Raw genomic sequence first — 25772 nt, 5'->3', positions numbered from 1 at the left:
CGACACGACCGATACGACAAGCCAAGCTATGAAGATTCACATCCAGGGCGGCCGCCTGATCGACCCGGCCAGCAACACCGATGCCGTGCAGGACCTCTACCTCGCCGCCGGCAAGATCGTCGGCGTCGGCAACGCCCCGGCGGACTTCACCGCCAACAAGGTGATCGACGCCAAGGGCCTGATCGTGTGCCCCGGCCTGGTCGACCTGTCCGCGCGCCTGCGCGAGCCCGGCTACGAATACAAGGCCACCCTCGAATCCGAAGTCGCCGCGGCCGCCGCCGGCGGCGTCACCAGCCTGATCTGTCCGCCCGATACCGACCCCGTGCTGGACGAGCCGGGCCTGGTCGAGATGCTCAAGTTCCGCGCCCGCACGCTCAACCAGACCCACGTCTACCCGCTGGGCGCGCTGACACTGGGGCTGAAAGGCGAAGTCCTGACCGAAATGAACCAGCTGACCGAGGCCGGCTGCGTCGGCTTCAGCCAGGCCGAGCAGCCGGTGCGCAACACCCAGGTGCTGCTGCGCGCGCTGCAATATGCGCAGACCTTCGGCTTCACCGTCTGGCTGCGCCCGGAAGACCCGTTCCTGGGCGGCGGCGTCGCCGCCAGCGGCCCGGTGGCGTCGCGCCTCGGCCTGTCCGGCGTATCCGTGATCGCCGAGACCGTGCGGCTGCACACTATCTTCGAACTGATGCGCTCCACCGGCGCCCGCGTGCACCTGTGCCGCCTGTCCTCCGCCGCCGGGCTGGAGCTGGTGCGCCAGGCCAAGCGCGAAGGCCTGCCGGTCAGCTGCGACGTCAATATCCACCACGTCTCGCTGACCGACATGGATATCGGCTACTTCAATTCGCAAATGCGCTTCTCGCCGCCGCTGCGCAGCACCCGCGACCGCGACGCCATCGTCGCCGCGCTGGCCGACGGCACCATCGACGCCCTGTGCTCCGACCACACCCCGGTGGACGACGACGAGAAACTGCTGCCCTTCGCCGAAGCCACTCCCGGCGCCACCGGCCTGGAACTGCTGCTGCCGCTGACCCTGCGCTGGGCCGCCGAACACAAGGTGCCGCTGGCACAGGCGCTGGCCCGCATCACCTCCGAGCCCGCGCGCCTGAGCGGCCTGAAGGCCGGCACGCTGGCCGCCGGCGCCCCCGCCGATGTCTGCGTGTTCGATCCGAAGCAGGTCTGGAAGGTCGATCGCCGCTCGCTCAAGAGCCAGGGCAAGAACACGCCGTGGCTCGGCTACGAGATGGAAGGCAAGGTGCGGATGACGCTGGTCGGCGGCCAGATCGTCTACGGCAACGGCGGCGGCAACGGTAACGGCAACCACGCCAACGCATGATCTGGCTGCGCAAGACCGCGCTGGTGCTGCACCTGCTGCGCGGGCTGCTGACCTGCGCGGTGCTGTTCCCGTGGCTGGGCGCGCGTTCGCGCGCCTGGCACATCCGGCGCTGGTCGCGGCGCTTGCTGCGCATCTGCGGGGTAGAGGTCGAAGTCGTCGATGTCCGCGGCGCGGCCCCGCATGGCGCCGCGCGCCAGGGTGCGCTGGTGGTGTCCAACCATATCTCGTGGCTGGACATCTATGTGATCCATAGCTGGCAACCGGTACGGTTCGTTGCCAAGTCCGAGATCCGGAGCTGGCCACTGATCGGCTGGCTGTGTGACAAGACCGGCACCATCTTCATCGAACGCGCGCGCAAGCGCGACGCCCACCGGGTCCTGCACGACATCACCGACGTCATGCTGCAGGGCGACCTCGTCGGCGTGTTCCCCGAAGGGACCACCACCGACGGTACCGGGGTGCTGCCGTTTCACGCCAACCTGATGCAAGCCCCGATCTCCGGGGGCCTGCCGGTGCAGCCGGTCGGACTGAACTACCTGGACGCGGCCACCGGCCAGCCGACGCTGGCGGCTGCCTACATCGACGACACCACGCTGCTGCAGTCGCTGAACGCCGTCCTGCGCGCCCCGCGCATCAAGGCGCGGGTGGTCATTGGCCCGCCGCTGGCACCGGCGTCCGCCGACCGCCGCGAGCTGGCAGGCGCCGCCCGCGAGGTCGTGCAGCATCTCGCGCAAGGGGCCGGTGACGAGGCAGTGGCAACGGCCGAGCGCCTGAACCAGCCGACCCAGCCTGCCGCCGAGCCCGTCGCAGCCTCCGCTGCCATCAGCTAGCGCGATTGCCCTCCCCGCCAAGGCGGGATTGCGCCTCAGGCCAGCGGATCACAATATTGCGGGCAATCGACCTGGACCACGGTCCGCTCGGCCGGATCCGCCGCCATGCGCGCCGCCGTCAGCTTGCCGCCCCAGACGCAGCCGGTATCCAGCGCCATCAGGTCCGGCCGCATCACCAGGCCCAGCGTCGACCAGTGCCCGCAAACCACGGTCACATCCCCGGTGCGCCGTCCCGGCACATCGAACCACGGCATAAAGCCGTCCGGCGCCTTGCCGAGCCCTTCCTTGGTCTTGAAGTCCATCACGCCATCGACGGTGCAATAGCGCAGTCGGGTAAGTGCATTGACCACCACGCGATGTCGTTCGATGCCGCGCAGGCCGTCGTGCCAGCGGTCTGGGGTATTGCCGAAGATGTCGGCTAGGAAGTCTTGCCAATTGGGGCCCTGGAGTTGGGCTTCGACTTCGTGGGCGAGGTCGATGACCTGGGGGGCGGTCCATTGGGGGAGGACGCCGGCGTGGACTAGGAGGAAGTTGTTTTCCAGCAGGGCCAAGGGGCGGTGGCGGAGCCAGGTGAGCAAGTCATCACAATCGGAGGCGGCAAGGATATCGTCGAGGGTGTCGGATTTGCCTTTCTTGCGGACGCCGGCGGCTACGGCAAGGAGGTGGATGTCGTGGTTGCCGAGGACGATCTCGGCGCGGGGAGCCATGGCATGGATGGTGCGAAGGGTCTGGAGGGAGGCGGGGCCGCGGTTGACGATGTCGCCGACGAAGCGGAGGGTGGGCTGCTCTCCGAGCCTTGGAAGCAGGGCGGACAAGGATGGCGCGCAGCCTTGGAGGTCGCCCACGGCGAAATGTGGTGTAAAGGATACGTTGGGTTTGGTCATCAAGGATCTGAGCAACTATTTCGCTTCTATTTGTAGTTTTGTGACCGATATACCGTGGCTTGGTTACATGAGGCTACAAAAAGAGGGGGTAGGGGCGTAAGTTAGGGCATTCAGTCAGATAGAATACCGCCACTTCTGCAGGCACTTAACGCCCCGCCGTCCTGGAAGAGGACAAGGTGGGCGCTCGGCTTTTGTCGGGTCATCGAAACATATCGACGCAAGGAGCAAGTTTTGTCCCATATTTTGGTCACAGGCGGCGCCGGGTTCATTGGCGCCAATTTCGTTCTGGCATGGCTGGGCGACAAGTCGGCGGACGGGGTCATCAACGTCGACAAGCTCACCTATGCAGGCAATCGGAAGACGCTGGCGTCGGTTGAGGATGATCCCCGCCACGTGTTCTCGCAAACGGATATCTGCGACCGCTCCGCCCTGGACGAGCTTTTCGCTACCTACAAGCCGCGCGCGGTAGTGCACTTTGCGGCGGAGAGCCATGTCGACCGCTCCATTCACGGCCCGGGCGAATTTATCCAGACGAATATCGTCGGTACCTTTACGCTGCTGGAAGCTGCGCGCGCCTATTGGGGTAGCCTGGAAGAACCGGCCAAGTCCGGATTCCGCTTCCTCCACGTCTCCACTGACGAGGTGTTCGGCTCGCTGAGCGAAACCGATCCCCAGTTCTCCGAGACGACGCCATACGCGCCCAACAGCCCATATTCCGCGTCCAAGGCAGCCTCGGACCACCTCGTCCGCGCCTACCACCACACCTACGGCCTGCCGGTCCTGACGACAAACTGTTCAAACAACTACGGCCCGTACCACTTCCCGGAAAAGCTGATCCCGTTGATCATCGCCAATGCGCTCGGCGGCAAGCCGCTGCCGATCTATGGCGACGGGCAGAACGTGCGCGACTGGTTGTACGTGCGGGACCATTGCTCCGCCATCCGTGAAGTGCTGGCACGCGGCCGCCTGGGTGAAACCTACAACGTCGGCGGCTGGAACGAGAAGACCAACCTCGACGTGGTGCACACCCTGTGCGACTTGCTAGACGAACTGTCTCCCAAGGCAACCGGCTCGTACCGCGACCAGATCACCTTCGTGAAGGACCGTCCTGGCCACGATCGCCGTTACGCGATCGATGCCCGCAAGCTGGAGCGCGAGCTTGGCTGGAAGCCGGCGGAGACGTTTGAGTCCGGCCTGCGCAAGACTGTGCAGTGGTACCTGGAAAACCAGGCATGGGTGCAGGACGTGATGTCCGGAGAGTATCGGAACTGGGTGGCGAAGCAGTATGCCGCTTGAGTACGGCATGTTTCCCACCATCCTCCTCACGGGTTGCAATGGCCAGCTTGGATTTGAGCTGACACGCAGCCTGTCCCTGCATGGAAACGTTGTTGCGATGGACCGTCGCCAATGCGACTTGTCCGATGCAGAGAGCGTGAAGCGCGTGGTCCGGACCACGCGGCCGGACATCATCGTCAACGCGGGCGCCTACACCGCGGTCGATCTTGCCGAAAAGGAGATCGACCTTGCAAACGCCGTCAATGTGGTCGCCCCCGGGATATTGGCGGAAGAGGCGGCTGCTCTTGGGGCGCTGATCGTCCACTATTCGACTGACTACGTATTCGATGGCGAAAAAGCCGGGGCCTACGTCGAAAGCGACATCCCCAATCCGCTGTCCGCATATGGAAAGTCGAAGCTTGGCGGCGAGCGCCTGGTGGAGGCTGCGACCGCAAACCACCTGATATTCCGTACGAGCTGGGTCTACGGTCTGCACGGTGGCAACTTCCTGAAAAGCATCGTTCGCGCCGCTAAGGTGCGGCAATCGCTGAACGTCGTTTCGGACCAGTGGGGCGCGCCGACTCCCGCATCGCTGGTTGCAGACATCACGGCTTTCGCCATCGCCCGGTACCTGAACCGCGCGGAACAGCAGTTCGTGCCAGGTATTTATCACCTCACCGCACTGGGGGGCACCAACTGGTGCGAGTACGCAAGGCTGATCGTCCGCTATCTAGCCGACAATGGCGTGCCGCTGGCGCTTGGCCCAGCCAATATACACGCCATCACGGCGAAGGAATATGGCAGCCCGGCGCCAAGGCCGGCAAACTCGCGCCTCGACACGTCTAAGCTGAGGAATGCCTTCGGTATTGCTATTTCCCAATGGCATCGGGATGTGGAAAGGACGCTGCGCGAATTCATTGATATCGCCGAGTTCGCGCTAGTGACAGACGCCAACAGGACTTCTGAAGATAGAAAATGAAACGCAAAGGCATCATTCTGGCCGGTGGCTCTGGCACCCGCCTGTACCCCATCACGCGCTCGGTCTCGAAGCAGCTTCTTCCTGTTTACGACAAGCCGATGATCTATTACCCGCTTAGTACGCTGATGCTGGCGGGTATTCGTGACATCCTTGTAATTTCAACGCCACAGGACACCCCGCGCTTCACCGAGATGCTCGGCGATGGCAGCCAGTGGGGCCTGAATCTCCAATATGCCGTACAGCCGTCCCCGGATGGGCTCGCACAGGCCTTTATCATCGGCAAGTCCTTCGTCGGCAACGACCCCTCCGCACTGATTCTCGGCGACAACATTTTTCATGGCCACGACCTGGCCAAGCAATTGCAGCGCGCCGCTTCGCGGGAGAATGGGGCCACCGTGTTCGCGTACCATGTACACGATCCGGAGCGCTATGGTGTGGTCGAGTTCGACGAAAATTTCCGCGCCTTGTCGCTGGAAGAAAAGCCAAAGGTGCCTCGTTCCAACTATGCGGTGACCGGCCTGTATTTCTATGACAACCAGGTCTGCGATATCGCCGCGGATATCCGGCCTTCGGCCCGGGGCGAACTCGAAATTACCGATGTGAACAAGCGCTACCTCGAAGCCACCCAGCTTGAGGTCGAGATCATGGGGCGGGGCTACGCCTGGCTGGATACCGGCACCCATGATTCGCTGCAGGAGGCCGCCACATTCATCGCGACGTTGCAGAAGCGTCAGGGCTTGATGGTGGCGTGCCCGGAAGAGATTGCGTTCCGCAATCACTGGATTTCAGCTGAAACGATGCAGAGAGTGGCCTCGGAGCTGTCCAAGAACGGTTATGGCCAATACCTGCAACAGGTTTTGAAGGAGTCGATTGCATGAGCATGAATATTGTCAAAACGGCCTTGCCCGAGGTGCTGATCATGGAGCCCAAGGTCTTTGGCGATGACCGCGGCTTCTTCTTTGAAAGCTTCAATGCGCGCCAGTTCGAGGATGCCACGGGCCTGAAACGAAATTTCGTGCAGGACAATCACTCGCGCTCGGCCAGGAATGTCCTGCGTGGTCTGCACTACCAGATTCAGCAACCGCAAGGAAAGCTGGTACGGGTGGTGTCCGGTACGGTATTCGATGTTGCAGTGGATATTCGCCGCAGCTCGCCGAACTTCGGTAAGTGGGTTGGTGTGGAGCTGTCGGCGGAAAACAAGCGCCAGCTCTGGGTGCCGGAAGGTTTTGCGCATGGCTTCGTGGTCTTGTCCGATAGCGCTGAGTTTCTCTACAAAACCACGGACTACTATGCCCCCCAGTTCGAGCGATCGCTGCGATGGGACGATCCGGTACTGGGCATCAACTGGCCGATCGAAGTAGCGCCCGTTCTCTCGAAGAAGGACGAAGACGCACCAGCTTTGGCGGTTGCAGAATTGTTTGAGTGATTAATTAGATATCCGAATTCCCTGGGAGAGAAAAATGGCAATCCAATTGTTCGTACCGAATTTCCGTGTTCAAGAATGCCTGAAAGAAATCCAGGAGTGCCTGGAGAAGGGCTGGACCGGTCTCGGCTTCAAGACCAACGCTATGGAAGAGGCCTGGAAGTCTTACACCGGGCTGCCCCACGCGCACTTCCTGGGCTCCAATACCGTTGGCCTGCATCTCGCCTTTGAACTGTTCAAGACCAAGTACGGCTGGGCCGATGGCGATGAGGTCATCACCACGCCCCTGACTTTCGTTTCCACGAACCACGCCATTCTGTATTCTGGCCTGACGCCCGTCTTCGCTGATGTCGACGATTCCCTGTGCCTGGACCCGGACAGCATCGCCGATCGCATCACCGACCGCACCCGCGCCGTGATCTTCGTGGGCCTGGGTGGCAACGTCGGCCAGTACGACAAGGTGGTTGCGCTGTGCAAGGAGAAGGGCATCAAGCTGGTGCTCGACGCCGCCCATATGTCCGGCACGCGCTACAAGGGCCGCCACGTGGGCCACGATGCCGACGTGACCGTGTTCAGCTTCCAGGCCGTGAAGAACCTGCCGACCGCCGACTCGGGCATGATCTGCTTCCAGGAAGCCGAAGACGACGAGCGTGTTCGCAAGATGACGTGGCTGGGCATCAACAAGGACACGTTTGCCCGCACCACCACGCAGGGCGCCTACAAGTGGATGTACGACGTGGAAGAGGTCGGCTACAAGTACCATGGAAACTCGATCATGGCGGCCATCGGTCTGGTTCAGCTCAAGTACCTGGACAATGACAATGCGTACCGTCGCCAGCTGGCAAACTGGTATGAGGAACTGTTGTCGGACCACGACAATATCCGGCTGACGACCATCACCGAAGGCTGCGATTCGTCGCGCCACCTGTTCCAGATTCGCGTGAAGAATCGCGACGAACTGATGCTCGCCCTGCACGAGCACGAGGTTTATCCGGGCGTTCATTATCGCGACAATACCGAATACCGCATGTACGCCAGCGGCAAGGGCAAGTGCCCGCGCGCGCATGCAGCCAGCAATGAAGTGCTGTCGCTACCCATGCACATGGGTATCAGCCGCAAGGACGTTGAATTCGTCTGCGAACTGGTTCGCAAGTACGCTGCATGAAGCCGATCTTCGAGCCATTCGAAGCCAAGGGAGTGCGTCTACGCCCCCTTGCGACGGAACACCTTCCGTTGACGCTGGCCTGGCGCAACCGCGAGGGCGTCAGGCAACAGTTCATTTTCTCCGACATTCTGACTCTGGAAAGCCACGAGGGCTGGTTTCAAAAGTATTCCGAGAAGTCCGACGATTTCGTGTTCGTAGTGCAGGACCCGGAGACCGGCGTGCTGGTTGGGCAGGTTGCGATCTACGACGTAAACAACTCGACCGGCCGCGCCGAGATTGGCCGCTTTGTCGTGTCGCCGGAGGCCGCCGGGCAAGGGAAGATGCGCCGTGCGATCGAGGCGTTGCTGGTGTTCGCGCGCGACAGGCTTGGTTTGTCTAAGGCTTACCTTGAAGTACTGGAAACGAACCTCCATGCTGCTCGCATTTACGAGAACCTGGGCTTCGTGGAAACAGGCCGCCAGGAAGGGCGGGTCGCAATGGAGCGTGTACTAGATGACAGTCTATAACAGCAGCCGCAAGCATCCGCTGACGGAGTATGCTGCTGCGGCCAAACTGTGGCGTGTGTGGCTCCATATGGGAGTGCAGGACGTCAAGGGGCGGTTTCGCAATTCAATTTTGGGGCCGCTTTGGATTCTTATTAATCTTTCGGCCACTATGGCGGCGGTCGGGATTATCTTCGGCAAGCTGTTTCATCAGCCGATGGATGAGTTCCTGCCCTTTCTGACGTTGGGGCTCGCTATTTGGGGTTTCATGACATCAGCATTGACAGAGGGTGGCTCCGCTTTTGTCAATGCCGAGGGTTATATCAAGCAATTTTCCTTCCCAAAGGTCACCTACCTGTATAGGGCCATGGTGCCCTACATCGTGGTGTTCGGTGTCGGCATGCTGGTGTTCCTGGCGGTAGCCCTTGCCTATGGCCGGAAGTTCGAAGTCGGTGCGCTGTGGTTTTTCCCCGGCTTCCTGCTGTTTATCGTCATCAATTTCTTTCACTTGGTTATCGTTTCGCATCTTGGTGCCAGGTACCGCGATTTACCGCACCTGTTGAGTGGATTGATCCAGATCGGTTTCTACGTGACGCCTGTGATGTACACCGTCACCATGCTGAAGGATCGCGGGCTCGGTTTTATCTATCAATACAATCCGCTTTATTACCTGATCGAAATCGTCAGGTATCCGCTGCTCAATAACGCTTCGCCCCCCGATGAGGTATGGATGGTCGCCATCGGCTACGCCATTCTGATCGGCGTTGTCGCGTTTGCAGTAATGAAGCGCATGTCTCATCGCATCGTCTACGTTCTATGATCCCCGAGTTGAAGATCAGTTTGCGCGATGTACGCGTTCGCTTTGATGTATCCATGCGCCAGGACAGCCTGAAGGGTGCATTGCTCAATGCTTTCCGTCCCAAGGCCAAGGAACGTGTCGAATACGTGGATGCATTGAAGGGGATTAACCTTGAGATTGCTCACGGGGAGAGAGTGGGGCTGGTTGGTCTGAATGGTGCCGGCAAAAGTACCATCCTCAAGGTGATGGCTGGCATTTACCCGCCGACTTCGGGTGAGACAGAGATCGTCGGGCATGTTTCGCCGATGTTCGAATTGGCGACGGGTTTTGAGATGACTCAAACCGGCTGGGATAACATCCGAATCCGGGCAATGCTGTTGGGGCTTGCTCCGGATGAAGTCGAGGCACGCATTCACAGCATCGCAGAATTTTCTGAGTTGGGTCATTTTCTGGATTATCCGGTAAAGACATACTCAGCGGGCATGTTCATCCGGCTTGCATTCTCTGTATCGACTGCCATTAATCCGGAAATCTTATTGCTGGATGAAGTCATGGGGGCGGGAGATTTGGTGTTCGCTGACAAGGCAAAGCGCCGGATGTACGAGTTCATGGACCAAGGCAAGATTCTGGTTTTTTCAAGCCATAGCCTGCCTCTGGTTGAGGACTTCTGTGAACGGGTGATCTGGTTGCGCAAGGGAGAGGTAGCAATGGATGGACCTACCGCTGAAGTTCTTGCTGAATATACACGGCGTGGCGGGCAGTAGTCTTCAACTGAGATTTGATATAAGCGGAAATTAAGATGCGTGTTTTGGCAATCAGCCCGACAGCCGGCTTGGCGGGTATCGATCAGACGTTTCGGGCGCTTTGCCTTGGTCTCGCGGAAAAGGGACATCACCTGGTAGCGGTGCTGCCGCCCGAGGCAAAAATTGCCCCGCAGCTTAATTTTGGTGGCGTACAGGTTACCCGCTCAAGTTATTTGAGATGGTGGTTTAATCCAGGGTTTTCGGACGACAATATTAGTTACTGTCTGGATCGCTCGCGCGAGAGTATCGATTTTCTGGTGCGGTTGATCAGGCGTACCAACCCTGACGTGATTGTGAGTAACACCAGCGTGTTTCTGGATGGTTACTTTGCGGCGCGAATTACGGGTCGTCCCCACGTTGCTCATATTCATGCCTTGTTCGTCGACAACATCTATACCGCGATGTCCGGCGAGTTCAAGGAATCGATCTATCGCTTGCTTGCGAGCGGTGGTGGTCACATTGTCGTTCCCGCGCAGTCATTACGTGAATCACTGAGTGAGCTGGGTTTGGGTGGCAGCATATCGGTGGTCCATAATGGCGTTGATATCAAGCGGTTCTCGCCGTCGGTTGCCCGTCGTGGTGCGGACGGAATGTTCCGCATCTTACAATTGGGGCATTTCAACGACAACAAGAATCAAATGATGCTGCCAGATGTGGCTATGGACATGCTACGTCGGGGTTGTGCAGGCTTTCAGTTCGCTTTGGTCGGACCCAGCGAACCTCAGTATTATGATGCTCTGCATGAGAAAATCATGCGGAACGATCTTGCGAAGTATTTTGATTTGCGCAAGCAGGTGGATGATCCGCTGGATTGTCTTGGCTCGTCAGACATTTATGTGAACACCTCGACAACGGAGACCTTTCCGGTCTCGCTGCTTGAGGCACAGGCTTGTGGCCTCCCGGTGGTGGCAACGCCGACCATCGGTGCGCGAGAGATCATCCGCGATGGGGAAGATGGATGTCTCGTATCGAGTGCCAGCGAAATGGCGGCGAAGCTCTGCGAGTTGATGTCGGACGCCCCCAAACTTGCAGAAATGGGTAAGCGCGCTAGAGCCAACATTGAAGCGCGCTTTTCCAGTCGAGTATATGTGGATGAATTCGAGAAGGTTTTGGAGCGGGCGGCCACGCAAAGCCAACAACCGGACGATCGGTGGATGAGGGAGGTCTTCTTCCGTGTGCCGTCCCGTCGCGAGCGGGTAAGGGTTGCGGTTATTGTCCCTGACCGTTCGCAGACGTCTTTTGCGTTGCTGGTGGAAAAGCCGTTCGACCAGTTGAGGCGCGAGGACAAAGGCTTTGAATACACTGTATATGACCTTTCCGAGCTTCATAAGATCAAGCTCGAAGAGGTTGAGTTGGTGTACGTGTTGCGCATCTACACCGCTCCGGTCATCGAGATTGTTCGCGGTGCCAAAGCTCTCGGTATCCCCGTGGCTTTCGAGACCGATGACAATTATTTCGCGCTTCAGTTTCACAACGGCGAACCAAGTCATGGCCAGTTTGAGAACCAGGATCTCGCTGACCTGATCTCTCTGGCCGATCGGACGGCAGTGTACTCGGCGGCGATGCGAGATGCCGCCGTGGAGCACAGCGATCGTGTGGAGGTCTTCCGGCCCTATCAGCTGCTACCGGCGGAAAAGCCCAGGTACAAGGCGACCTCGGTAATCGGCTTCATGGGCAGTCTGAAGAAGGACGTGGATTTCGAGTTTGTGATCCCTGCACTGCAGAGGATCTTGGCAGAAGATACCAATGTCTCGCTCGAGTTCTTTGGCTTCGTGCCGGCGGAATTCGAGCGAAATGAGCGCGTGGTGTCGCATCCATTTAATCCGGACTATGATCAGTTCATCTCGTTTTTCCGCTCTAGGCAGTGGGCCGTGGCACTGGCACCGCTCGCGGATACCGAGTTCAATCGTAGTAAGACGAATAATAAATATCGGGAATACGCGGCGGCGGGATTTCCGGGCGTTTACTCGGATGTTGAGACCTATCGCAACTATGTCAAGCATGAGGTGACTGGTTGCCTGGCTCCCAACGATGAGGAAGGCTGGTATCGCGCTATCCGGACGCTTCTCTACAAGGAAGATCTTGCGACGCGGATCGTGTCTGCTGCCTATGAGGACATTGCGCGCAGCTTCTCGTTCGAGGACCATTGCATAAACAAGAAGGGATTGATCTACCAGCTTGTGGATGACCGGCGGGCGCGTGCAGATATCCGCTCCATGAGCCAGAAGACGGTGTGGAGTGTTCCAACGCCGCTCAACCTTCGCTCGAGCCTGGACCTGAATGGGAAGGATTTTGTGGCTGCTGCGTTCAGTGGCTTGGCGGGTATGGTGGCAGGTGTGTCGACCATTCCCATGATGGATTTCGCAGATGGCGATGGCGTGATCGGTGCGGAGATCGTTGTTAATAATGAGATTGCGGCACAATCCGTTATTCCGCTCAATCACGTTAAAAATAGATCGTTCCTCCGACTCAGCTTTGGGAAGCGCATCGAGGTCGAGGGCACCGACAATGTCGAAATACGCATCTTTACGCGTGGTGCGACTAGCCATATTTCGCTGGCTGGAGCCGCTCGCCTTAGCGGCATCCGCCGCCGTATAGTGCCAGCTATCGGCCTTGAGTTGTCTGATGAATGCTGAATCGGCGTATGCGGGCGCGACTCTTTATGCCAATGTCGGGCAAGGTCTGTATGAGCGATAACGGTAGCCTTGACCCGGCCCATGGTGCTGCCGGAGCGGCGCCAATGCTACAGGCCCGTCTTGTTATTGAGGGCGAGATTCCGACTACTCATATTATCGGCCGACTTATTAGCGAGGCGGCCGGTAATGCGGCGGGGGTCTGCAAGTTACTCGTATCCAACTTCCTGCCTGGTCGGATGCAGAGTAACGCTATTCCATTGCTTATCCGCGTTGGCGATCCCTCCGCCGCGCCGATGGTGAAATGGATGCTGCGTCGCAAGATCTCATATCTGTACTACATCGATGATAACTTTTGGGAGCTGCAGGGCGAAGGGCCGCTGATTGACTATTATCAGGCTAAGGAAGTGCGCGAGACCCTAGAACTTGTGGTTCGCAACGCCCATACGGTTATCGTCAACTCGCCCCATCTTGAGAAATACTTGCGGGATCGTTTTGGGGCGTCGGTCATCGTCTTGCCTGCGCCATTCGACTTCAGCCTCTTGTCAGGGCTGGAGCCGCCGCCTGCGCACGAGCATGAGGTCCGGATCGGATTTGCGGGTAGCGCGACGCGTGAAAAGGACTTCATCGCTATTCTTCCTGCGCTGGAGCGAGTGTTGGCTGAAAGGCCGCAGGTGACGATGCATTTCTTTGGTTATTGTCCCCCGTCGCTACACGGCAAGGACCGTGTCGTCTATCACGCCCACATAGGAAGTTACGAGGACTTCATCAGGTTCAAGCATGCCAGCGCCCTGGATATTGGGCTAGCTCCAATGGCGGATACGGAGTCAAACCGATACAAGACCAACAACAAGTACCGTGAGTACGGCGCCCTGCGCATCGCCGGCGTATATGCTGACAGTCCGCCTTACCGTGACTCCGTGGCGAACGGTGTGACTGGCCTGCTCGTGCGGCAAGATGCCGAGGCGTGGTATCGGGCAATCGTCGAGTTGGTGGACAACCCGCAGCAGCGTGCAGCAATGGCAGCGGCCGCGTACGAGGATGTTCGACGGCACTATGCACAGGATGTGGTGGCCATGCACTGGCGGAGCTTGCTGGAGGAATTCCAGCGCTCCGTACGGATGCCACGCTTGAGTCGTGCGGCAATAGGCGCCGATACATGCTGGATACGCGGGGCTGGCTGGCTGGCGCGGCAGAAACTGAGGGTACATTTGCGCTATGTTCGCGCTAGGTCCATGCTTGCCCACATGGTCCGCACTGTTCACAGTCGGATGAAGAGGGTGGCATGAGCGAAGCTCAACTTGCCATGCCAAACGGCGCTGCGTCCGTTGAAGCCTGTAGCACCGCTGCCGTCGTCGTTACATTCAATCCCGACGAGCCTGTTTTCCGGCGGCTGTTGCAGGCCACCCTGCAGCAGGTCGGGACTGTTGTGGTCGTCGACAACGGATCGGCGCGAATCGACGTCGCCGCTATCTGCTTCTCTGAAGATGCGGGGGCTGGACGTATTCGTTACGTTCCCCTAGGGATCAACCTCGGCATCGCGGCGGCTCAAAACCGCGGTATCGAAGCCGCAAAAGCCGCCGGTGCCGAATACGTTCTCTTGCTGGACCACGACAGTGTGCCGGCCGACAACATGGTCGCCGCGCTGCGGCAAGCGGACCGGCAGCTGCGCGACGCCGGTGTCGAGGTTGGCGCGGTGGGCGCGGTGGCACACGACCGCCGCACCGGCACGACATCCAAGGTGGTGCGCATGGTGCGCGGCCGGGTGCAGCGGCTCGCCAGCCTGACCTCAGAGCCTTATATCGAGGCCGATTTCCTGATCGCCTCCGGCACCTTGATTGCCATCTCGGTGCTGGAGCGACACGGCATGATGAACGAGGGCTACTTTATTGATCACGTCGACACGGAATGGTGCCTGCGCGTGAAGGCGCGGGGCATGCGGCTCTTTGCGGTGCCGGGCGCGCGGCTCGAGCATGCGCTGGGCGACCATGTCGTGCGCGTCTGGCTGGGCCGCTGGCGCGAGGTGCCGGTGCACTCGCCGGTGCGCGACTACTACATGTTCCGGAATACGGTGCGCATGCTGCTGACGACGCCGATGAGCATTGCTTGGAGGATCACGCATCTGTACCGCCTGTCGCAGTTTGCGGTGTTTTTCGGTCTCGGCATGTCGCCGCGCTTCAGGCGGATCCGATTGATGACCAAAGGCATCATCGACGGCGTAAAAGGCCGTGGCGGCGCACTGGTGGAAGCGAGGCAAGGCCGTGGAACCGACCGCTAAATTGCTGACGATTTCCCTGGTCAGCCATGGGCAGTGGGAACTGATGCGCCCGCTGATCGGGCAATTGTCCGCTATTGCCGGGGAACTGCCGCTTCAGGTGATAGTCACCGAGAATCTGCGCGAGCAACGCGGCGCCGATGACGGGCTCGCTGGCCTGGATGTCAGGTATATCCAGAACACCGAACCAAAGGGCTTTGGCGCCAATCACAATGCCGCGTTCGCTTACTGCAACACGCCATATTTCTGTGTCGTCAATCCCGACGTCCGGCTGATCAAAAATCCCTTTCCTGCACTCCTGGCGCAAGTGCGGGCAAGGCCTGGCGTTGTAGCGCCGCGCGTCGTGGCGGAGGATGGAACCCTCGAAGACAGCGCGCGGAAAGTGCCGCGGCCTTCCATCCTCCTTCAGCGTGCGCTTGCCAGACTGATGAAAAGGCGCTTGCCTCCGGACTACACAAGTGAAGGGACGATTCCGGTGGACTGGGCTGCAGGCATGTTTCTTCTGTTCGATGCGCAGGTATTCAAGCGACTGGGTGGCTTCGACGACCGATATCATCTCTATTGTGAGGATGTGGACGTGTGCCTTCGAACTTGGCTGAATGGCGGAACCGTCTCTTGGGCGAACGAGGCAATAGTGATGCATGATGCGCGCCGCGACAGTCATCGCAGGTTCCGCTACCTGCGATGGCATTTGGCCAGCATGCTGAGGCTGTTCACATCCAGCGCATACTGGCGATTCCGCTTCGGCAATGTCGCCGCCCGGCAAATGAACAATTATTAGAACGAATCCATGTTCGACTTTTTCTGGGTCCCGTCCTTTGCCTTTCTGGTCTCGGCGCTGGGTGTCCTGCTCCTGCGCCCGGTGGCAATGGTTGGCGGGCTGCTGGACCGCCCCGACAACCGCAAGCGTCACCATGGCGCAGTGCCGCTGGTCGGCGGCATTGCCGTAACGCTGGCTATATGGGCGGGTTGCCTGCTGTTCATGCGCAACCAGGGCTATTACGTGGCATTGCTGGGTGGTCTGACGTTGCTCGCCTTCGTCGGGCTGATCGATGACATGCAAGGCATGTCGCCGGTGGCCAAGCTTGCCGCACAGCTGTTTGCAGGCATCTTGATGACGTCATGGGGCGGCGTCTACCTGACGTCGCTGGGCGATATTTTTGGCAGGCGTGAAGTCGAACTGGCAAACTGGGCCATCCCGCTCACGCTATTTGCCGTGGTCGCCGTGATCAACGCCATGAACATGAGCGACGGGCTCGATGGCCTGGCTGGCGGCCTGTCCCTCATTGTCTTTGGCTGGTTCAGTTACCTTGCCGGTGAGCTCGAGAACCTGGCCGCCCAGCGTGTGTGCGTGATTTTCTGCGGCGCAATTCTCGGCTTTCTGATCTTCAATATGCGCAATCCTTTCAGGGGGAGCCTACGCGTGTTTCTTGGTGACGCCGGCAGCCTGATGCTCGGATATGGCATCGTCTGGTTCGCGGTGGAACTGTCCCAGAAGCCATATAACAATGGTCTGCGTGTACCCCCTGTCGTGATGCTCTGGGTGCTCGGATTCGTACTGATCGACCTGCTGGTAGTGGTCATCCGCCGGGCAATGAAGCGTCGCAATCCCTTGTCCGCAGACCGGACACACTTGCACCATGTGCTGCTTCGCCTCGGCCTGAGTCCCGACGCGATCGTGTGGGTCATTCTTGTCAGCAATGGGTTGCTGGGCTTTATCGGCGTATACGGCTGGAAGCAGGGGATCTCGGAGCAGGTGCTGTTCCTTGCGTTCCTGGGCGTCACCGCACTTCACTTGCTGCTGATGCGCAACGCATGGCGTTGCCTCCGGGTCGGTCGTCGCATTGTCCTGCGCGGCAAGCGTGGGCCCAGCGTTCCGGACAACACTGAGTAAGACCCATGCCGCGGATTCCGGCCGGGTTCAAGCCGAGACCGTCGCGGCGGCGGTGGTGCGGCTGGTACGCAGCAACAGGACCAGGCCAAAGATGACGGCGACGGCGTTGGCAACGGCGTAGCCGAGGACCGCGCCACGGGCGCCAAGACGCGGGACCGCGACCATGTCGACGACGACCGTGGTCGCCAGGACAAGCCCCCACTTGATTGCCACCCAGCGTGGTTTGCGCAGGTAGACGGGCAGCAAACTCAGGCCAACGTCGGCAAAGATCAGTGTGGACGCCAGCGCCGCCAGTCGCAACAGCACCACGGTTTCCCCGAAAGCCTGGCCGTAGAGCAGCCGCACCACGGGCCCGGCGCAGAGCGCAAGAATGACGGCACCGGTTACGCCGATGATCGACATGCCCGTTGCCACGCGCAGTACGTTGCGACGCGCAGCGGCGGCGGATTGCTGCGCGAACACATACATCGGCGCCACGCCCGCGGCCAGGATGGTGGCGATGGTGGTGAAGTTGTCGAGCACCTGCATGGTGGCCGCATAAGTTCCAAGTTCGGCCAGTGGCACGGCCGGCTTCAGGATCAACTGGTCGGCGCGGCGCGCGGCGACCATCAGCATAAAGCTGATCCAGAACAGCGAGCCGTCGCGCACCAGCTCGCGGGTGAGCGTCGGTTCGTGCGAGGGGACGACCCGGGGGGCGCGGGACAAGTAGTACCAGGCGAGCAGCACAGCCGCGATCAGTGGCTCGATGGCGAATGCGGTGGCATAGGCAGGTACCAGTTCCACACCGGCAAAGAACAGCGTTGCGATCAATCCAGCCTTTGCCGCGAGGGCGACCAGGTTGAACACGACGTTGGGCCGGTTGTGGGTGCGCGCCTGCATCCACGCGATGACGACGCCGAAAGGTTCGCGCATCATGACGGCAGTACCGAGGATGGCGGCAGGAATCCAGGTGTCGGCGGGCTGCTGCGTGATCGCCAGCCACAGGCACATCAGCGTGTAGCCGGCTATACCGGCGGTCACCCGGATCGCGAAGGCGTGTGCGACCAGAACATGCCTGGCCTCCGTCGTGGCCATTGCCACCAGCCGGGGCACCACCACCTCCGCCGAGCATAGCAGCGGTACCGACGCCGCGATGAACACCAGCGACTGCGCGTATTGAAAGTGCCCGAAGCCCTCGGCGCCAAGGGCGCGTGCCAGCATGGCGACGACGCCGATCCCCACGGCCACCTGTAGGCCCCGGTCGGCCAGCATCCAGAGCAGATTGCCTGCGACTCTGCGGCGCATCAGTGTTTTTCCTTCAGTTCCTGGTACCGCGCCAGCCATTGCCGGGCCACGGCTGCCACATCGAAGCGGCTGACGATCTGCTGCCGGCGGCGGTCTCGTTCAGCCTGCGTGCCTGGCAGCCGGGCGATCGCTTCGCGCAGGGCGCGCCCCAGCGCATGCGCGTCCCCGACCGGCGTCAGCGTGGCGGTGCCGCCCGCAAGTTCCGATACGCCCGCTGCAGCCGTGGAGACCACAGGCAGGCCACTGGCCAGCGCTTCGCCCACCGCAAGTGGCATGCCTTCGATTCGCGACGACAGCACGAAGACGTCGGCCGCCCGCAACAGCTCGGGGATGTCGCTTCTTGCGCCAGCCAGCAGGACGGAGTCGTTCAGCCCGTGCTGCGCGATCCTGGCAGCCAGGTCTGACCGCAGCGGTCCATCACCGGCAATCATCAGCCTTGTGCAAGGAATCAGCGCGGCCACTTCGCGGAATGCCTCGATCAACATGGCCTGGTCTTTATCGGGGACCAGCCTGCCGACGTTCAGCAGGAGCACATGCCCAGGGCTCAGGCCGAGTTCGCGGCGTGCGCGCTCGCGCGAGGCGTCGTCTGGCCGGAAGCGGCCCGTATCAATGCCGTTGGGGATCACCGTGACGCGTCGGGCAGACACCGCACCGCTGGCGATCATGGCGTCCCTGCCCGCAGCGCTGACATGCGTGGTCAGCGTGCACCACTGGTCAGTCACGCGATAGGCCATTGCTCGCAGCCTGCCGCCTTCCCTTGCGCTGTGCGCTGAGCATATCAATGGCGGAGTGCGGCCCAGCCGAGTCAGCGCCCGGGCAAACAGGTTGCTGTGGACCATGTGCGCATGGATGACGTCGGGCTGCCATCCAAGCACAATCTGTCTGGCCCTGCGCAGTGCCGCAAGCATCGACAGCGGCGTCTTGCGCATTCCAAGTTCGGTGACGGCGATATCGGGCGGCAGTTCGATTTCCCGGCCCGCGGTCAGGCTCAGAATGGCAACCTCGTTGCCAAGCTCGATGAAGGCGCGGGCAAGCGCCGCGACTTGCTGCTCGGCGCCGCCGAGTTTGAGCCCCGTGGTAATGAGCAGGATACGCAAGGGCTGCTGTTCGGAGCGTCTGCCAACGGCAGACATCACCGCGCCCCGTATCCGGTTACCAACGTCCGCAACGTCTTCACCCCAATCAGCAAATCCAGCGCCAGCGAGCAATGCTTAACGTAATACAGGTCATAGCTGAGCTTGGTCACGGTCTCTGCATGGCTGCCGGCATAGCCCTGTTGGACCTGCGCCCACCCGGACAGGCCGGGCCGCACTAGGTGCCGGTAAGGGTAGTACGGGATCGATGCCGAGAATTGGTCGACCATTGGCGCCTGTTCTGGCCGCGGGCCAATCAGGCTCATGTGGCCGACCAACACATTCCAGAGTTGCGGAATTTCATCAAGGCGGTATTTGCGGATAACGCGCCCGACACGCGTAACGCGCGGATCTCGTCGCACGGCGAACTGGGCCGGCGCGCTGGAGTCGACGCCCATGCTGCGGAATTTGAGCATGATGAACGGCTTGCCGAAGAGGCCGACGCGTTCCTGCCGGAAGATGGCGCCGCCGGGCGTTTCCAAGCGGATGGCTAGCGCCAGGGCAAGACCCACGGGCACGGCAATCGGTGCCAGGCACAGTACTGCCACGATATCGACCACACGTTTCAGATAGCCATACAGATAGTGGGCGGCATAGTCGTCCAAAAAATTCTCATCAATATGCGCTAACCCCACCCGCCCGGTCAGCATCTCCCCAACCCGCTCGACCGAATACATCCGCACATGACTCATCTTGTAATGGGCAAGCATCCGGGTGCGCTCAGGATCGCCAGTCACGCTTCGATCCACCATCAGCCCATCAAAATGCCTGGCATCTTCCAGCGATCCAACCGGTTCCAACCGCATGCGCGCCGCCGGCGCGGCGCCTGGCATGGCGAGAATGCCTTCGAGCTGGGCCAGGGTATGCGGGTCGGTGTATCCGAACAACGGCACGTAGTTATGCACATAGCGGCGATACCCCGCCCAGATCCACCCGAGCGTAATGAGATACGACAGCAGCAGGGCGCCCCGCGAATACTCAATATGGAAGGCCGCAAAGCCAAACAGCAAACCAGCAAAAGGCAGCGTCACGGCCAGCCCGACCAGGCTGTTGCCCTCCATCGCCGGGAGGTGCAGCGAGCGGTGGAGCAGCATGAACGCCGCCAGGTACGGCGCCACGGACCACAACAGCGTGCGGGTGAAGACATAGGTAACCAGGCCGGCGCGGTGCGCGGCTTCGGCAAAGACCGCGCTGAGCGCGAACAGCGATAGCCCGAGCACAGCCCAGGCCAGCATCCGGCTGACCCGGCGCATGGTCTCGGAGCCGCCGATGCGGCCACGCAAGGCGTGGCGGCGCAGGTTGTCGGTCTTGGCGTTCATCATGTCGGCACCCGCGCGGTGGCGGGGAGTCTGGCCAAGGCATCGCGATAGACTTGCCACGTTGCCTCGGTCATGCGTTCCAACCCATAGCATTGTTCCCACCGGCGGCGCGCGGCGACGCCGAGTTCGGCCCGCAGTGCGCCGTCGCCCGCAATACGCGCCAGCGCAGCGGAAAACGCGTCGGCGTCGTTGCCGGCGACCAGCAGGCCATGTCGTGGGCCCTGGATCTGCTCCCGGATGCCAGGCAGGTCCGACGCGATCACCGGCAGCCCGGCCCGCATCGCCTCTAGCACCGACAACGGAAAGCCTTCGTGGTCCGAAACCAGCACGAACACCTGTGCCGATGCCAGCAAGCCCGCGATGTCCGCGACATTGCCTGGAAATGCCACGCGTCCGGGCGCGAGTTGCGCGGCGAGTGCCTCCATGGTGGCGCGTTGCGGTCCGTCCCCGGCAAGCACTAGCTCGCAGCCGGGGAGGTTCGCGTGTGCGAAGGCGCGGATCAGGATGTCTGGCCGCTTGGGCGCCGCGAAGCGGGCGACCATGACGATGCGGCGCATCGGGTCGGCAGGCGAGGCGCGAGCTGCGGTGTCGGCAATCCCGTTGGGAATGACGGCGATACGGCGGGCAGGAATCGGGAGTGCCTGCGCCAGCCGCCTCTCGGCTTCGGCCACGCAGATCAGCCGGCTGGTCAGCGGTGCGAGCACCCATTCCGCAACGCGCGCCGCCAGTCGCTGACGTGTAGGAGCCTGTGGCTTGAAGGCAAATCCATGCACGGTGTACACCACCGGAATGCCAAGGAGCGCCCCCGCAATCCGCCCCAGCGCACCCGCCTTGGCGCTATGCGCATGGATGAGGTCCGGGCGCGCCTCCTTCAGGGCCTGCAGCAGTTCCCGCAATGCACCCACCGCGCGTAAGGGCGAGAGCGCGTTGTCCAGCCGCGCCAGCCGGATGACTTGCGCGCCGGCGCGCCTGGCGATGTCAAACAGCGGTCCATCGCCGCCAGCCAGCAGGATGAGGTCGGCATCGGCCGGCGCCGCCTGCACCAGGTCGGCAACATGCGACTGCGCTCCGCCGATCTCCGAGTTGGTGATCAGATAGGCAATGCGCAGGCGCGGCGAGGACTGTGCGGCGGTCGTCAAGTTTGCTTACGAAATTTGTCATGCCGCAACCGCCACAGGACCCAAATATGCCGATGACTTATGGCAAATTCAGAGTGGTCGGGCGATCGCTTCCGTGGCCGATGGGCCCGGAGGGCGCAAGGCGCGGCCGGGCGGGCGGCAATGTGTAGCCTCAGGTGTAGGACAGATGCTGAAAATTGCGCTTGTCCGGTATATTGCCGCGATTATACCGCCCGCCAGCCGCGCAATCCGGCAAAATACCCCCCTTTGGTTCTTTCCAAGAGCCCTATCCGGTATCGCCGGCACACCGTTGTGGTGTGCGGCGTGCCCGACAAGACTGACAGGAAGCCACATGCAAATCGATCCCTCTATCTTCAAAGCCTATGACATCCGCGGCATCGTGGGCAAAACGCTCACTCGCGAGGTTGCGCGCCAGATCGGACTGTCGTTCGGCTCGGCGGCCGTAGAGCTGGGTGAGAAGTCGATCGTGGTCGGCCGCGACGGGCGGCTTTCGGGACCTGACCTGATCGGTGGACTGGTAGAAGGCCTGCGCGCCGCCGGCCTGGACGTGATCGACCTCGGCATGGTCGCCACCCCCATGGTCTACTTCGGTACCAACATCGAGCTCAATGGCGTCCGTGCCACCTCCGGCATCATGGTCACCGGCAGCCACAACCCCCCTGACTACAACGGCTTCAAGATGGTCCTCGCCGGCCAGGCCATCTATGGCGAGCAGATCCAGGGCCTGCGCCTGCGCATCGAGGCGGGCGACTTCACCAGCGGTGCAGGCATCTACCAGAAGGTCGATGTGCGCCAGAAGTACCTCGACCGCATCATCAGCGACGTCAAGCTCGCCCGCCCGATGAAGATCGCGCTCGATGCCGGCAATGGCGTGGCCGGCGCGTTCGTCGGCGACCTGTTCCGCGGCCTGGGCTGCGAAGTGACCGAGCTGTTCTGCGACGTCGACGGCAATTTCCCCAACCACCACCCCGATCCGGCGCATATCGAGAACCTGCAGGACCTGATGAAGACCCTGCGCGAGACCGATTGCGAGCTGGGCCTGGCCTTCGACGGCGACGGCGACCGGCTGGGCGTGGTGACCAAGGATGGCCAGGTCATCTTCCCGGACCGCCAGCTGATGCTGTTTGCCGAGGAAATCCTGTCGCGCAATCCGGGTGCGCAGGTGATCTACGACGTGAAGTGCACCGGCAAGCTGGCCCCGTGGATCCGCGAGCACGGTGGCGAGCCGCTGATGTGGAAGACCGGCCATTCGCTGGTCAAGGCCAAGCTGAAGGAGACCGGCGCGCCGATCGCCGGCGAGATGAGTGGCCACGTGTTTTTCAAGGACCGCTGGTATGGCTTTGACGACGGCCTGTACACCGGCGCGCGCCTGCTGGAGATCCTGTCGCGCCACGCCGACCCGAGCGCGGTGCTGAACGCGCTGCCGAACGCCAACAATACGCCGGAGCTGCAGCTCAAGTGCGCGGAAGGCGAGCCCTTCACGCTGCTCGACAAGATCAAGGCGAACGCCACGTTCGAGGGCGCGCGCGAGGTGAACAAGATCGATGGCGTGCGCGTGGAATACGCCGATGGCTTCGGCCTGGCGCGTCCGTCGAACACCACGCCGGTGGTGGTGATGCGTTTCGAAGCGGATAACGACGCCGCGCTGGCGCGCATCCAGGCCGAGTTCAAGCGTGTGATCCTGGCCGAGAAACCGGATGCTCAACTCCCGTTCTGAGCGCACGGCGGTGCCGCCGGCATCGCCACCTTCGCCCGATGCAGTCGGCGCGGCCGGCGTGGTGCAGCCCATGCCGGCCGCAGTGCCGTTCACGCTGCCAGAGCGGCCGCGCATCCTGCTGGTCAAGGTGTCGTCGCTCGGCGACGTGGTGCACAACATGCCGCTGGTGCACGACCTGCGCGCGCGCTGGCCCGGTGCCGAGATCGACTGGGTGGTGGAAGAGGGCTATGTGGAGCTGGTGCGCCTGTTGCCTGAGGTGCGGCGGGTGATTCCGTTCGCGCTGCGGCGCTGGCGCAAGCGCATCCTGCAGGGCGCGACCTGGCAGGAGATCGGTGCCGTGCGCAATGCCTTGCGCCGGGAGCGCTACGACGCCGTGATCGAAAGCCAGGGTCTGCTCAAGACCGCGGTGGTGGCGCGTGTGGCGACGCGTGCGCAGGGTGCGCCGATCATCGGGCTGGGCAATGCGACGCAGGGTTCGGGCTATGAGCCTGCGGCGCGCCTGTTGTACACGGACTCGGTGCGCGTGCCGCGCCAGACCCATTCGGTGCAGCGCTCGCGCCTTCTGGGCGCGGCGCTGACGGGGATCGCGCCAGTGGAGCCGCCACGGTTTTTCGGGCTGGCGGCGCAGTCATTGCATGTCGACGACCCGCTATGGGCGGACTTGCCGGCGCGCTATGCCGTCTGCTTCCACGCGACGGCGGGAGCGCGCAAGAAATGGGCGGTGCAGAACTGGCACGCGCTGGGCAACCGCCTGGCCGCCGAAGGCCTGACCATGCTGCTGCCGTGGGGCAACGACAAGGAGCGCCAGGCCGCCGAAGAGATTGCCGCGGGCGTGCCGCAGGCACGCGTGCTGCCGAAGTTCTCGGTTATGCAGGGCTTTGGCCTGATCAACCGTGCCGAAGTGGTGATCGGAGTCGATACGGGCCTGGTCCATATCGCGGCGGCGCTGTGCCGGCCGACGGTGGAAATCTATACCGCGACATGGCGCTGGAAGACGGAAGGGTATTGGTCCGACCGCATCGCCAACGTCGGCGACGACGGCGTGGTGCCATCGGTCGATGAAGTCTACGAGGCCGCCTGCCGCGTGCGCGGGGTCGCTGCCTGATGCTGCGCCTGATCTATAGCTTGTTGTGGGTGGCGGTGCTGCCGCTGGCGCTGTTGCGGCTGGCATGGCGCGCGCGCAAGGAGCCCGGCTACCTGCACCATGTCGGCGAGCGGCTGGGTATCTATGGCAGCCTGCCGAACCAGGGGCCGTGGCTGTGGGTCCACGCCGTGTCCGTGGGCGAGACCCGTGCCGCGCAGCCGCTGATCGAGTCCTTGCTCGGCGCCTATCCGCGCCATCGGCTGCTGCTGACGCATATGACGCCGACCGGCCGCCAGACCGGCGCGCAGCTGTTCGGCAACGAGCCGCGCATCCTGCAGTGCTACCTGCCATACGACTTGCCATGGCTGGTGCGGCGGTTCTTGCGGCATTTCCGGCCCGAGGCGGGGATGCTGATGGAAACCGAGGTGTGGCCGAATGTGGTGCACGGCGCGCGCAAGGCGGGCGTGCCGTTGTACCTGGTCAATGCGCGCCTGTCGCCCCGCAGCTTCCGGCGCACGGCGCGCTTCGGGCGCGCGGCTTCGGCGATGTACCGCGACTTCGCGGGCGTGCTGGCGCAGACCGCCGGCGATGCTGAGCGCTTTCGCCAGCTGGGCGTGCCGGCCGTGCAAATCACGGGCAACCTCAAGTTCGACATGCAGCCGGCGCCGGCGGGCATGGCGCTGGGCGAGCGGCTGCGCAAAACCTTCAGCGGCCGCCAGGTGCTGGCCGCCGCCAGCACCCGCGAAGGCGAGGAGCCGCTGTTGCTCGATGCTTTCTCGCGCTGGCAGGCGCTGGCCGGCGACGTGCCGCGCCCGTTGCTGCTGCTGATCCCGCGGCATCCGCAGCGCTTCGATGAAGTGGCGGCGCTGGCGGCGCGCACGGGATTCTCGGTGGCGCGCCGCAGTGCGCTGGATCTCGATGCCGAGACGGCGCCCGTGGACGCGGATATCCTGCTGGGCGATTCGATGGGCGAGATGGCGATGTACTTCGCCGCATCGGACCTCGCCTTTATCGGCGGCAGCCTGTTGCCGCTGGGCGGGCAGAACCTGATCGAGGCGTGCGCGGTCGGCACGCCGGTGCTGATCGGCCCGCACACCTTCAACTTTGCGCAGGCGACCGAAGACGCCATTGCCGCGGGCGCGTGCCTGCGCGTGGACAATGCGGATGAGCTGGTGCGCACCGCCGGCAGCGTGCTGGCGGACCGCGCGCGGCTGGCGGATATGCGGGCGCATGCACAGACTTTTGCCGGGCTGCATCGCGGCGCTACCGTACGTACGCTGGCGGCGCTGGCGCCAGCCCTGGAACACTAAGCGGCAGG

General features: G+C 62.0%; 23 protein-coding genes. 18 read left to right on the top strand and 5 right to left on the bottom strand.

What is annotated here, in order from left to right:
- The first annotated feature begins 28 nt into the window (after positions 1 to 28).
- Positions 29 to 1336: a dihydroorotase gene (locus tag AC5WJ1_RS13055; protein WP_195427266.1), complete on the top strand. Its 1308-nt coding sequence runs from the start codon at positions 29 to 31 to the stop codon at positions 1334 to 1336.
- Positions 1333 to 2166 carry a lysophospholipid acyltransferase family protein gene (locus AC5WJ1_RS13050; RefSeq protein WP_195427267.1) on the top strand — a complete coding sequence of 278 codons (834 nt, stop codon included), beginning with the start codon at positions 1333 to 1335 and terminating at the stop codon, positions 2164 to 2166. The genes AC5WJ1_RS13055 and AC5WJ1_RS13050 overlap by 4 nt, the downstream gene beginning before the upstream one ends.
- Before the next feature lie 35 nt (positions 2167 to 2201).
- Here AC5WJ1_RS13050 and AC5WJ1_RS13045 read toward each other — a convergent pair whose 3' ends face one another.
- Positions 2202 to 3050: a symmetrical bis(5'-nucleosyl)-tetraphosphatase gene (locus tag AC5WJ1_RS13045; protein ID WP_195427268.1), complete on the bottom strand. Its 849-nt coding sequence runs from the start codon at positions 3048 to 3050 to the stop codon at positions 2202 to 2204.
- 231 nt (positions 3051 to 3281) lie between these two features.
- Here AC5WJ1_RS13045 and rfbB point away from each other — a divergent pair, with 231 nt between their 5' ends.
- The 13 genes from rfbB (at position 3282) to AC5WJ1_RS12980 (ending at position 16778) form a co-directional block, all read left to right on the top strand.
- Positions 3282 to 4346, top strand: coding sequence for a dTDP-glucose 4,6-dehydratase (rfbB, locus tag AC5WJ1_RS13040; protein WP_195427269.1), 1065 nt, complete (start codon positions 3282 to 3284; stop codon positions 4344 to 4346).
- Between the two features lie 7 nt (positions 4347 to 4353).
- A complete protein-coding gene (rfbD, locus tag AC5WJ1_RS13035; protein ID WP_255519662.1) occupies positions 4354 to 5304 on the top strand; it encodes a dTDP-4-dehydrorhamnose reductase in 951 nt (316 codons plus the stop codon).
- Entirely contained in the window at positions 5301 to 6182 is an 882-nt protein-coding gene (gene rfbA, locus AC5WJ1_RS13030) for a glucose-1-phosphate thymidylyltransferase RfbA (RefSeq protein WP_195427271.1), read from the top strand. Before rfbD ends, rfbA begins: the two co-directional genes overlap by 4 nt.
- Complete coding sequence (gene rfbC, locus AC5WJ1_RS13025; protein ID WP_195427272.1) at positions 6179 to 6730, top strand: dTDP-4-dehydrorhamnose 3,5-epimerase; 552 nt, start codon at positions 6179 to 6181, stop codon at positions 6728 to 6730. Before rfbA ends, rfbC begins: the two co-directional genes overlap by 4 nt.
- A 34-nt stretch (positions 6731 to 6764) precedes the next feature.
- The gene (locus AC5WJ1_RS13020; protein ID WP_195427273.1) at positions 6765 to 7892 is read left to right on the top strand and encodes a DegT/DnrJ/EryC1/StrS family aminotransferase; all 1128 of its coding nucleotides are present in this window, start codon (positions 6765 to 6767) and stop codon (positions 7890 to 7892) included.
- Positions 7889 to 8398 (top strand): GNAT family N-acetyltransferase, encoded by a 510-nt coding sequence (locus AC5WJ1_RS13015; protein WP_195427274.1) that lies wholly within the window; start codon positions 7889 to 7891, stop codon positions 8396 to 8398. The genes AC5WJ1_RS13020 and AC5WJ1_RS13015 overlap by 4 nt, the downstream gene beginning before the upstream one ends.
- The gene (locus AC5WJ1_RS13010; RefSeq protein WP_195427275.1) at positions 8385 to 9194 is read left to right on the top strand and encodes an ABC transporter permease; all 810 of its coding nucleotides are present in this window, start codon (positions 8385 to 8387) and stop codon (positions 9192 to 9194) included. The genes AC5WJ1_RS13015 and AC5WJ1_RS13010 overlap by 14 nt, the downstream gene beginning before the upstream one ends.
- A gap of 8 nt (positions 9195 to 9202) precedes the next feature.
- Complete coding sequence (locus tag AC5WJ1_RS13005; protein ID WP_218959474.1) at positions 9203 to 9937, top strand: ABC transporter ATP-binding protein; 735 nt, start codon at positions 9203 to 9205, stop codon at positions 9935 to 9937.
- Positions 9938 to 9972: 35 nt separating this feature from the next.
- Positions 9973 to 12612: a glycosyltransferase family 4 protein gene (locus AC5WJ1_RS13000; RefSeq protein WP_195427276.1), complete on the top strand. Its 2640-nt coding sequence runs from the start codon at positions 9973 to 9975 to the stop codon at positions 12610 to 12612.
- A 104-nt stretch (positions 12613 to 12716) separates the two neighbouring features.
- On the top strand, positions 12717 to 13898 hold the full coding sequence (locus tag AC5WJ1_RS12995) for a glycosyltransferase (RefSeq protein ID WP_195427277.1): 1182 nt from the start codon (positions 12717 to 12719) through the stop codon (positions 13896 to 13898).
- A complete protein-coding gene (locus tag AC5WJ1_RS12990) occupies positions 13895 to 14887 on the top strand; it encodes a glycosyltransferase family 2 protein (protein WP_195427278.1) in 993 nt (330 codons plus the stop codon). The genes AC5WJ1_RS12995 and AC5WJ1_RS12990 overlap by 4 nt, the downstream gene beginning before the upstream one ends.
- The gene (locus tag AC5WJ1_RS12985) at positions 14871 to 15665 is read left to right on the top strand and encodes a glycosyltransferase (protein ID WP_368671103.1); all 795 of its coding nucleotides are present in this window, start codon (positions 14871 to 14873) and stop codon (positions 15663 to 15665) included. Before AC5WJ1_RS12990 ends, AC5WJ1_RS12985 begins: the two co-directional genes overlap by 17 nt.
- Before the next feature lie 9 nt (positions 15666 to 15674).
- A complete protein-coding gene (locus AC5WJ1_RS12980; RefSeq protein WP_195427279.1) occupies positions 15675 to 16778 on the top strand; it encodes an MraY family glycosyltransferase in 1104 nt (367 codons plus the stop codon).
- 27 nt (positions 16779 to 16805) lie between these two features.
- Here AC5WJ1_RS12980 and AC5WJ1_RS12975 read toward each other — a convergent pair whose 3' ends face one another.
- The 4 genes from AC5WJ1_RS12975 to AC5WJ1_RS12960 are packed head-to-tail and all read right to left on the bottom strand — an operon-like array spanning position 16806 to position 21653.
- On the bottom strand, positions 16806 to 18062 hold the full coding sequence (locus AC5WJ1_RS12975; RefSeq protein WP_195427280.1) for a lipopolysaccharide biosynthesis protein: 1257 nt from the start codon (positions 18060 to 18062) through the stop codon (positions 16806 to 16808).
- The gene (locus AC5WJ1_RS12970; RefSeq protein ID WP_195427281.1) at positions 18062 to 19195 is read right to left on the bottom strand and encodes a glycosyltransferase; all 1134 of its coding nucleotides are present in this window, start codon (positions 19193 to 19195) and stop codon (positions 18062 to 18064) included. Before AC5WJ1_RS12970 ends, AC5WJ1_RS12975 begins: the two co-directional genes overlap by 1 nt.
- Positions 19195 to 20514 carry a sugar transferase gene (locus tag AC5WJ1_RS12965; RefSeq protein ID WP_195427356.1) on the bottom strand — a complete coding sequence of 440 codons (1320 nt, stop codon included), beginning with the start codon at positions 20512 to 20514 and terminating at the stop codon, positions 19195 to 19197. The genes AC5WJ1_RS12970 and AC5WJ1_RS12965 overlap by 1 nt, the downstream gene beginning before the upstream one ends.
- Entirely contained in the window at positions 20514 to 21653 is a 1140-nt protein-coding gene (locus tag AC5WJ1_RS12960) for a glycosyltransferase family 4 protein (RefSeq protein WP_195427282.1), read from the bottom strand. The genes AC5WJ1_RS12965 and AC5WJ1_RS12960 overlap by 1 nt, the downstream gene beginning before the upstream one ends.
- 331 nt (positions 21654 to 21984) lie before the next feature.
- Between AC5WJ1_RS12960 and AC5WJ1_RS12955 the strand changes: the two genes are divergently transcribed.
- Genes AC5WJ1_RS12955 through waaA form a run of 3 tightly spaced genes read left to right on the top strand, consistent with a single transcriptional unit; the run spans position 21985 to position 25764 of the window.
- Complete coding sequence (locus AC5WJ1_RS12955; protein ID WP_494476159.1) at positions 21985 to 23370, top strand: phosphomannomutase/phosphoglucomutase; 1386 nt, start codon at positions 21985 to 21987, stop codon at positions 23368 to 23370.
- Complete coding sequence (gene waaC / locus AC5WJ1_RS12950) at positions 23351 to 24475, top strand: lipopolysaccharide heptosyltransferase I (RefSeq protein WP_494476158.1); 1125 nt, start codon at positions 23351 to 23353, stop codon at positions 24473 to 24475. Before AC5WJ1_RS12955 ends, waaC begins: the two co-directional genes overlap by 20 nt.
- Positions 24475 to 25764: a lipid IV(A) 3-deoxy-D-manno-octulosonic acid transferase gene (gene waaA / locus AC5WJ1_RS12945; protein ID WP_195427285.1), complete on the top strand. Its 1290-nt coding sequence runs from the start codon at positions 24475 to 24477 to the stop codon at positions 25762 to 25764. Before waaC ends, waaA begins: the two co-directional genes overlap by 1 nt.
- Positions 25765 to 25772 lie beyond the last annotated feature (8 nt).

The sequence above is a fragment of the Cupriavidus sp. MEYA8 genome, from assembly GCF_059278825.1.
Note: the sequence above shows the minus strand (reverse complement) of the source record. Positions and strands in the feature narration are given on the sequence as shown.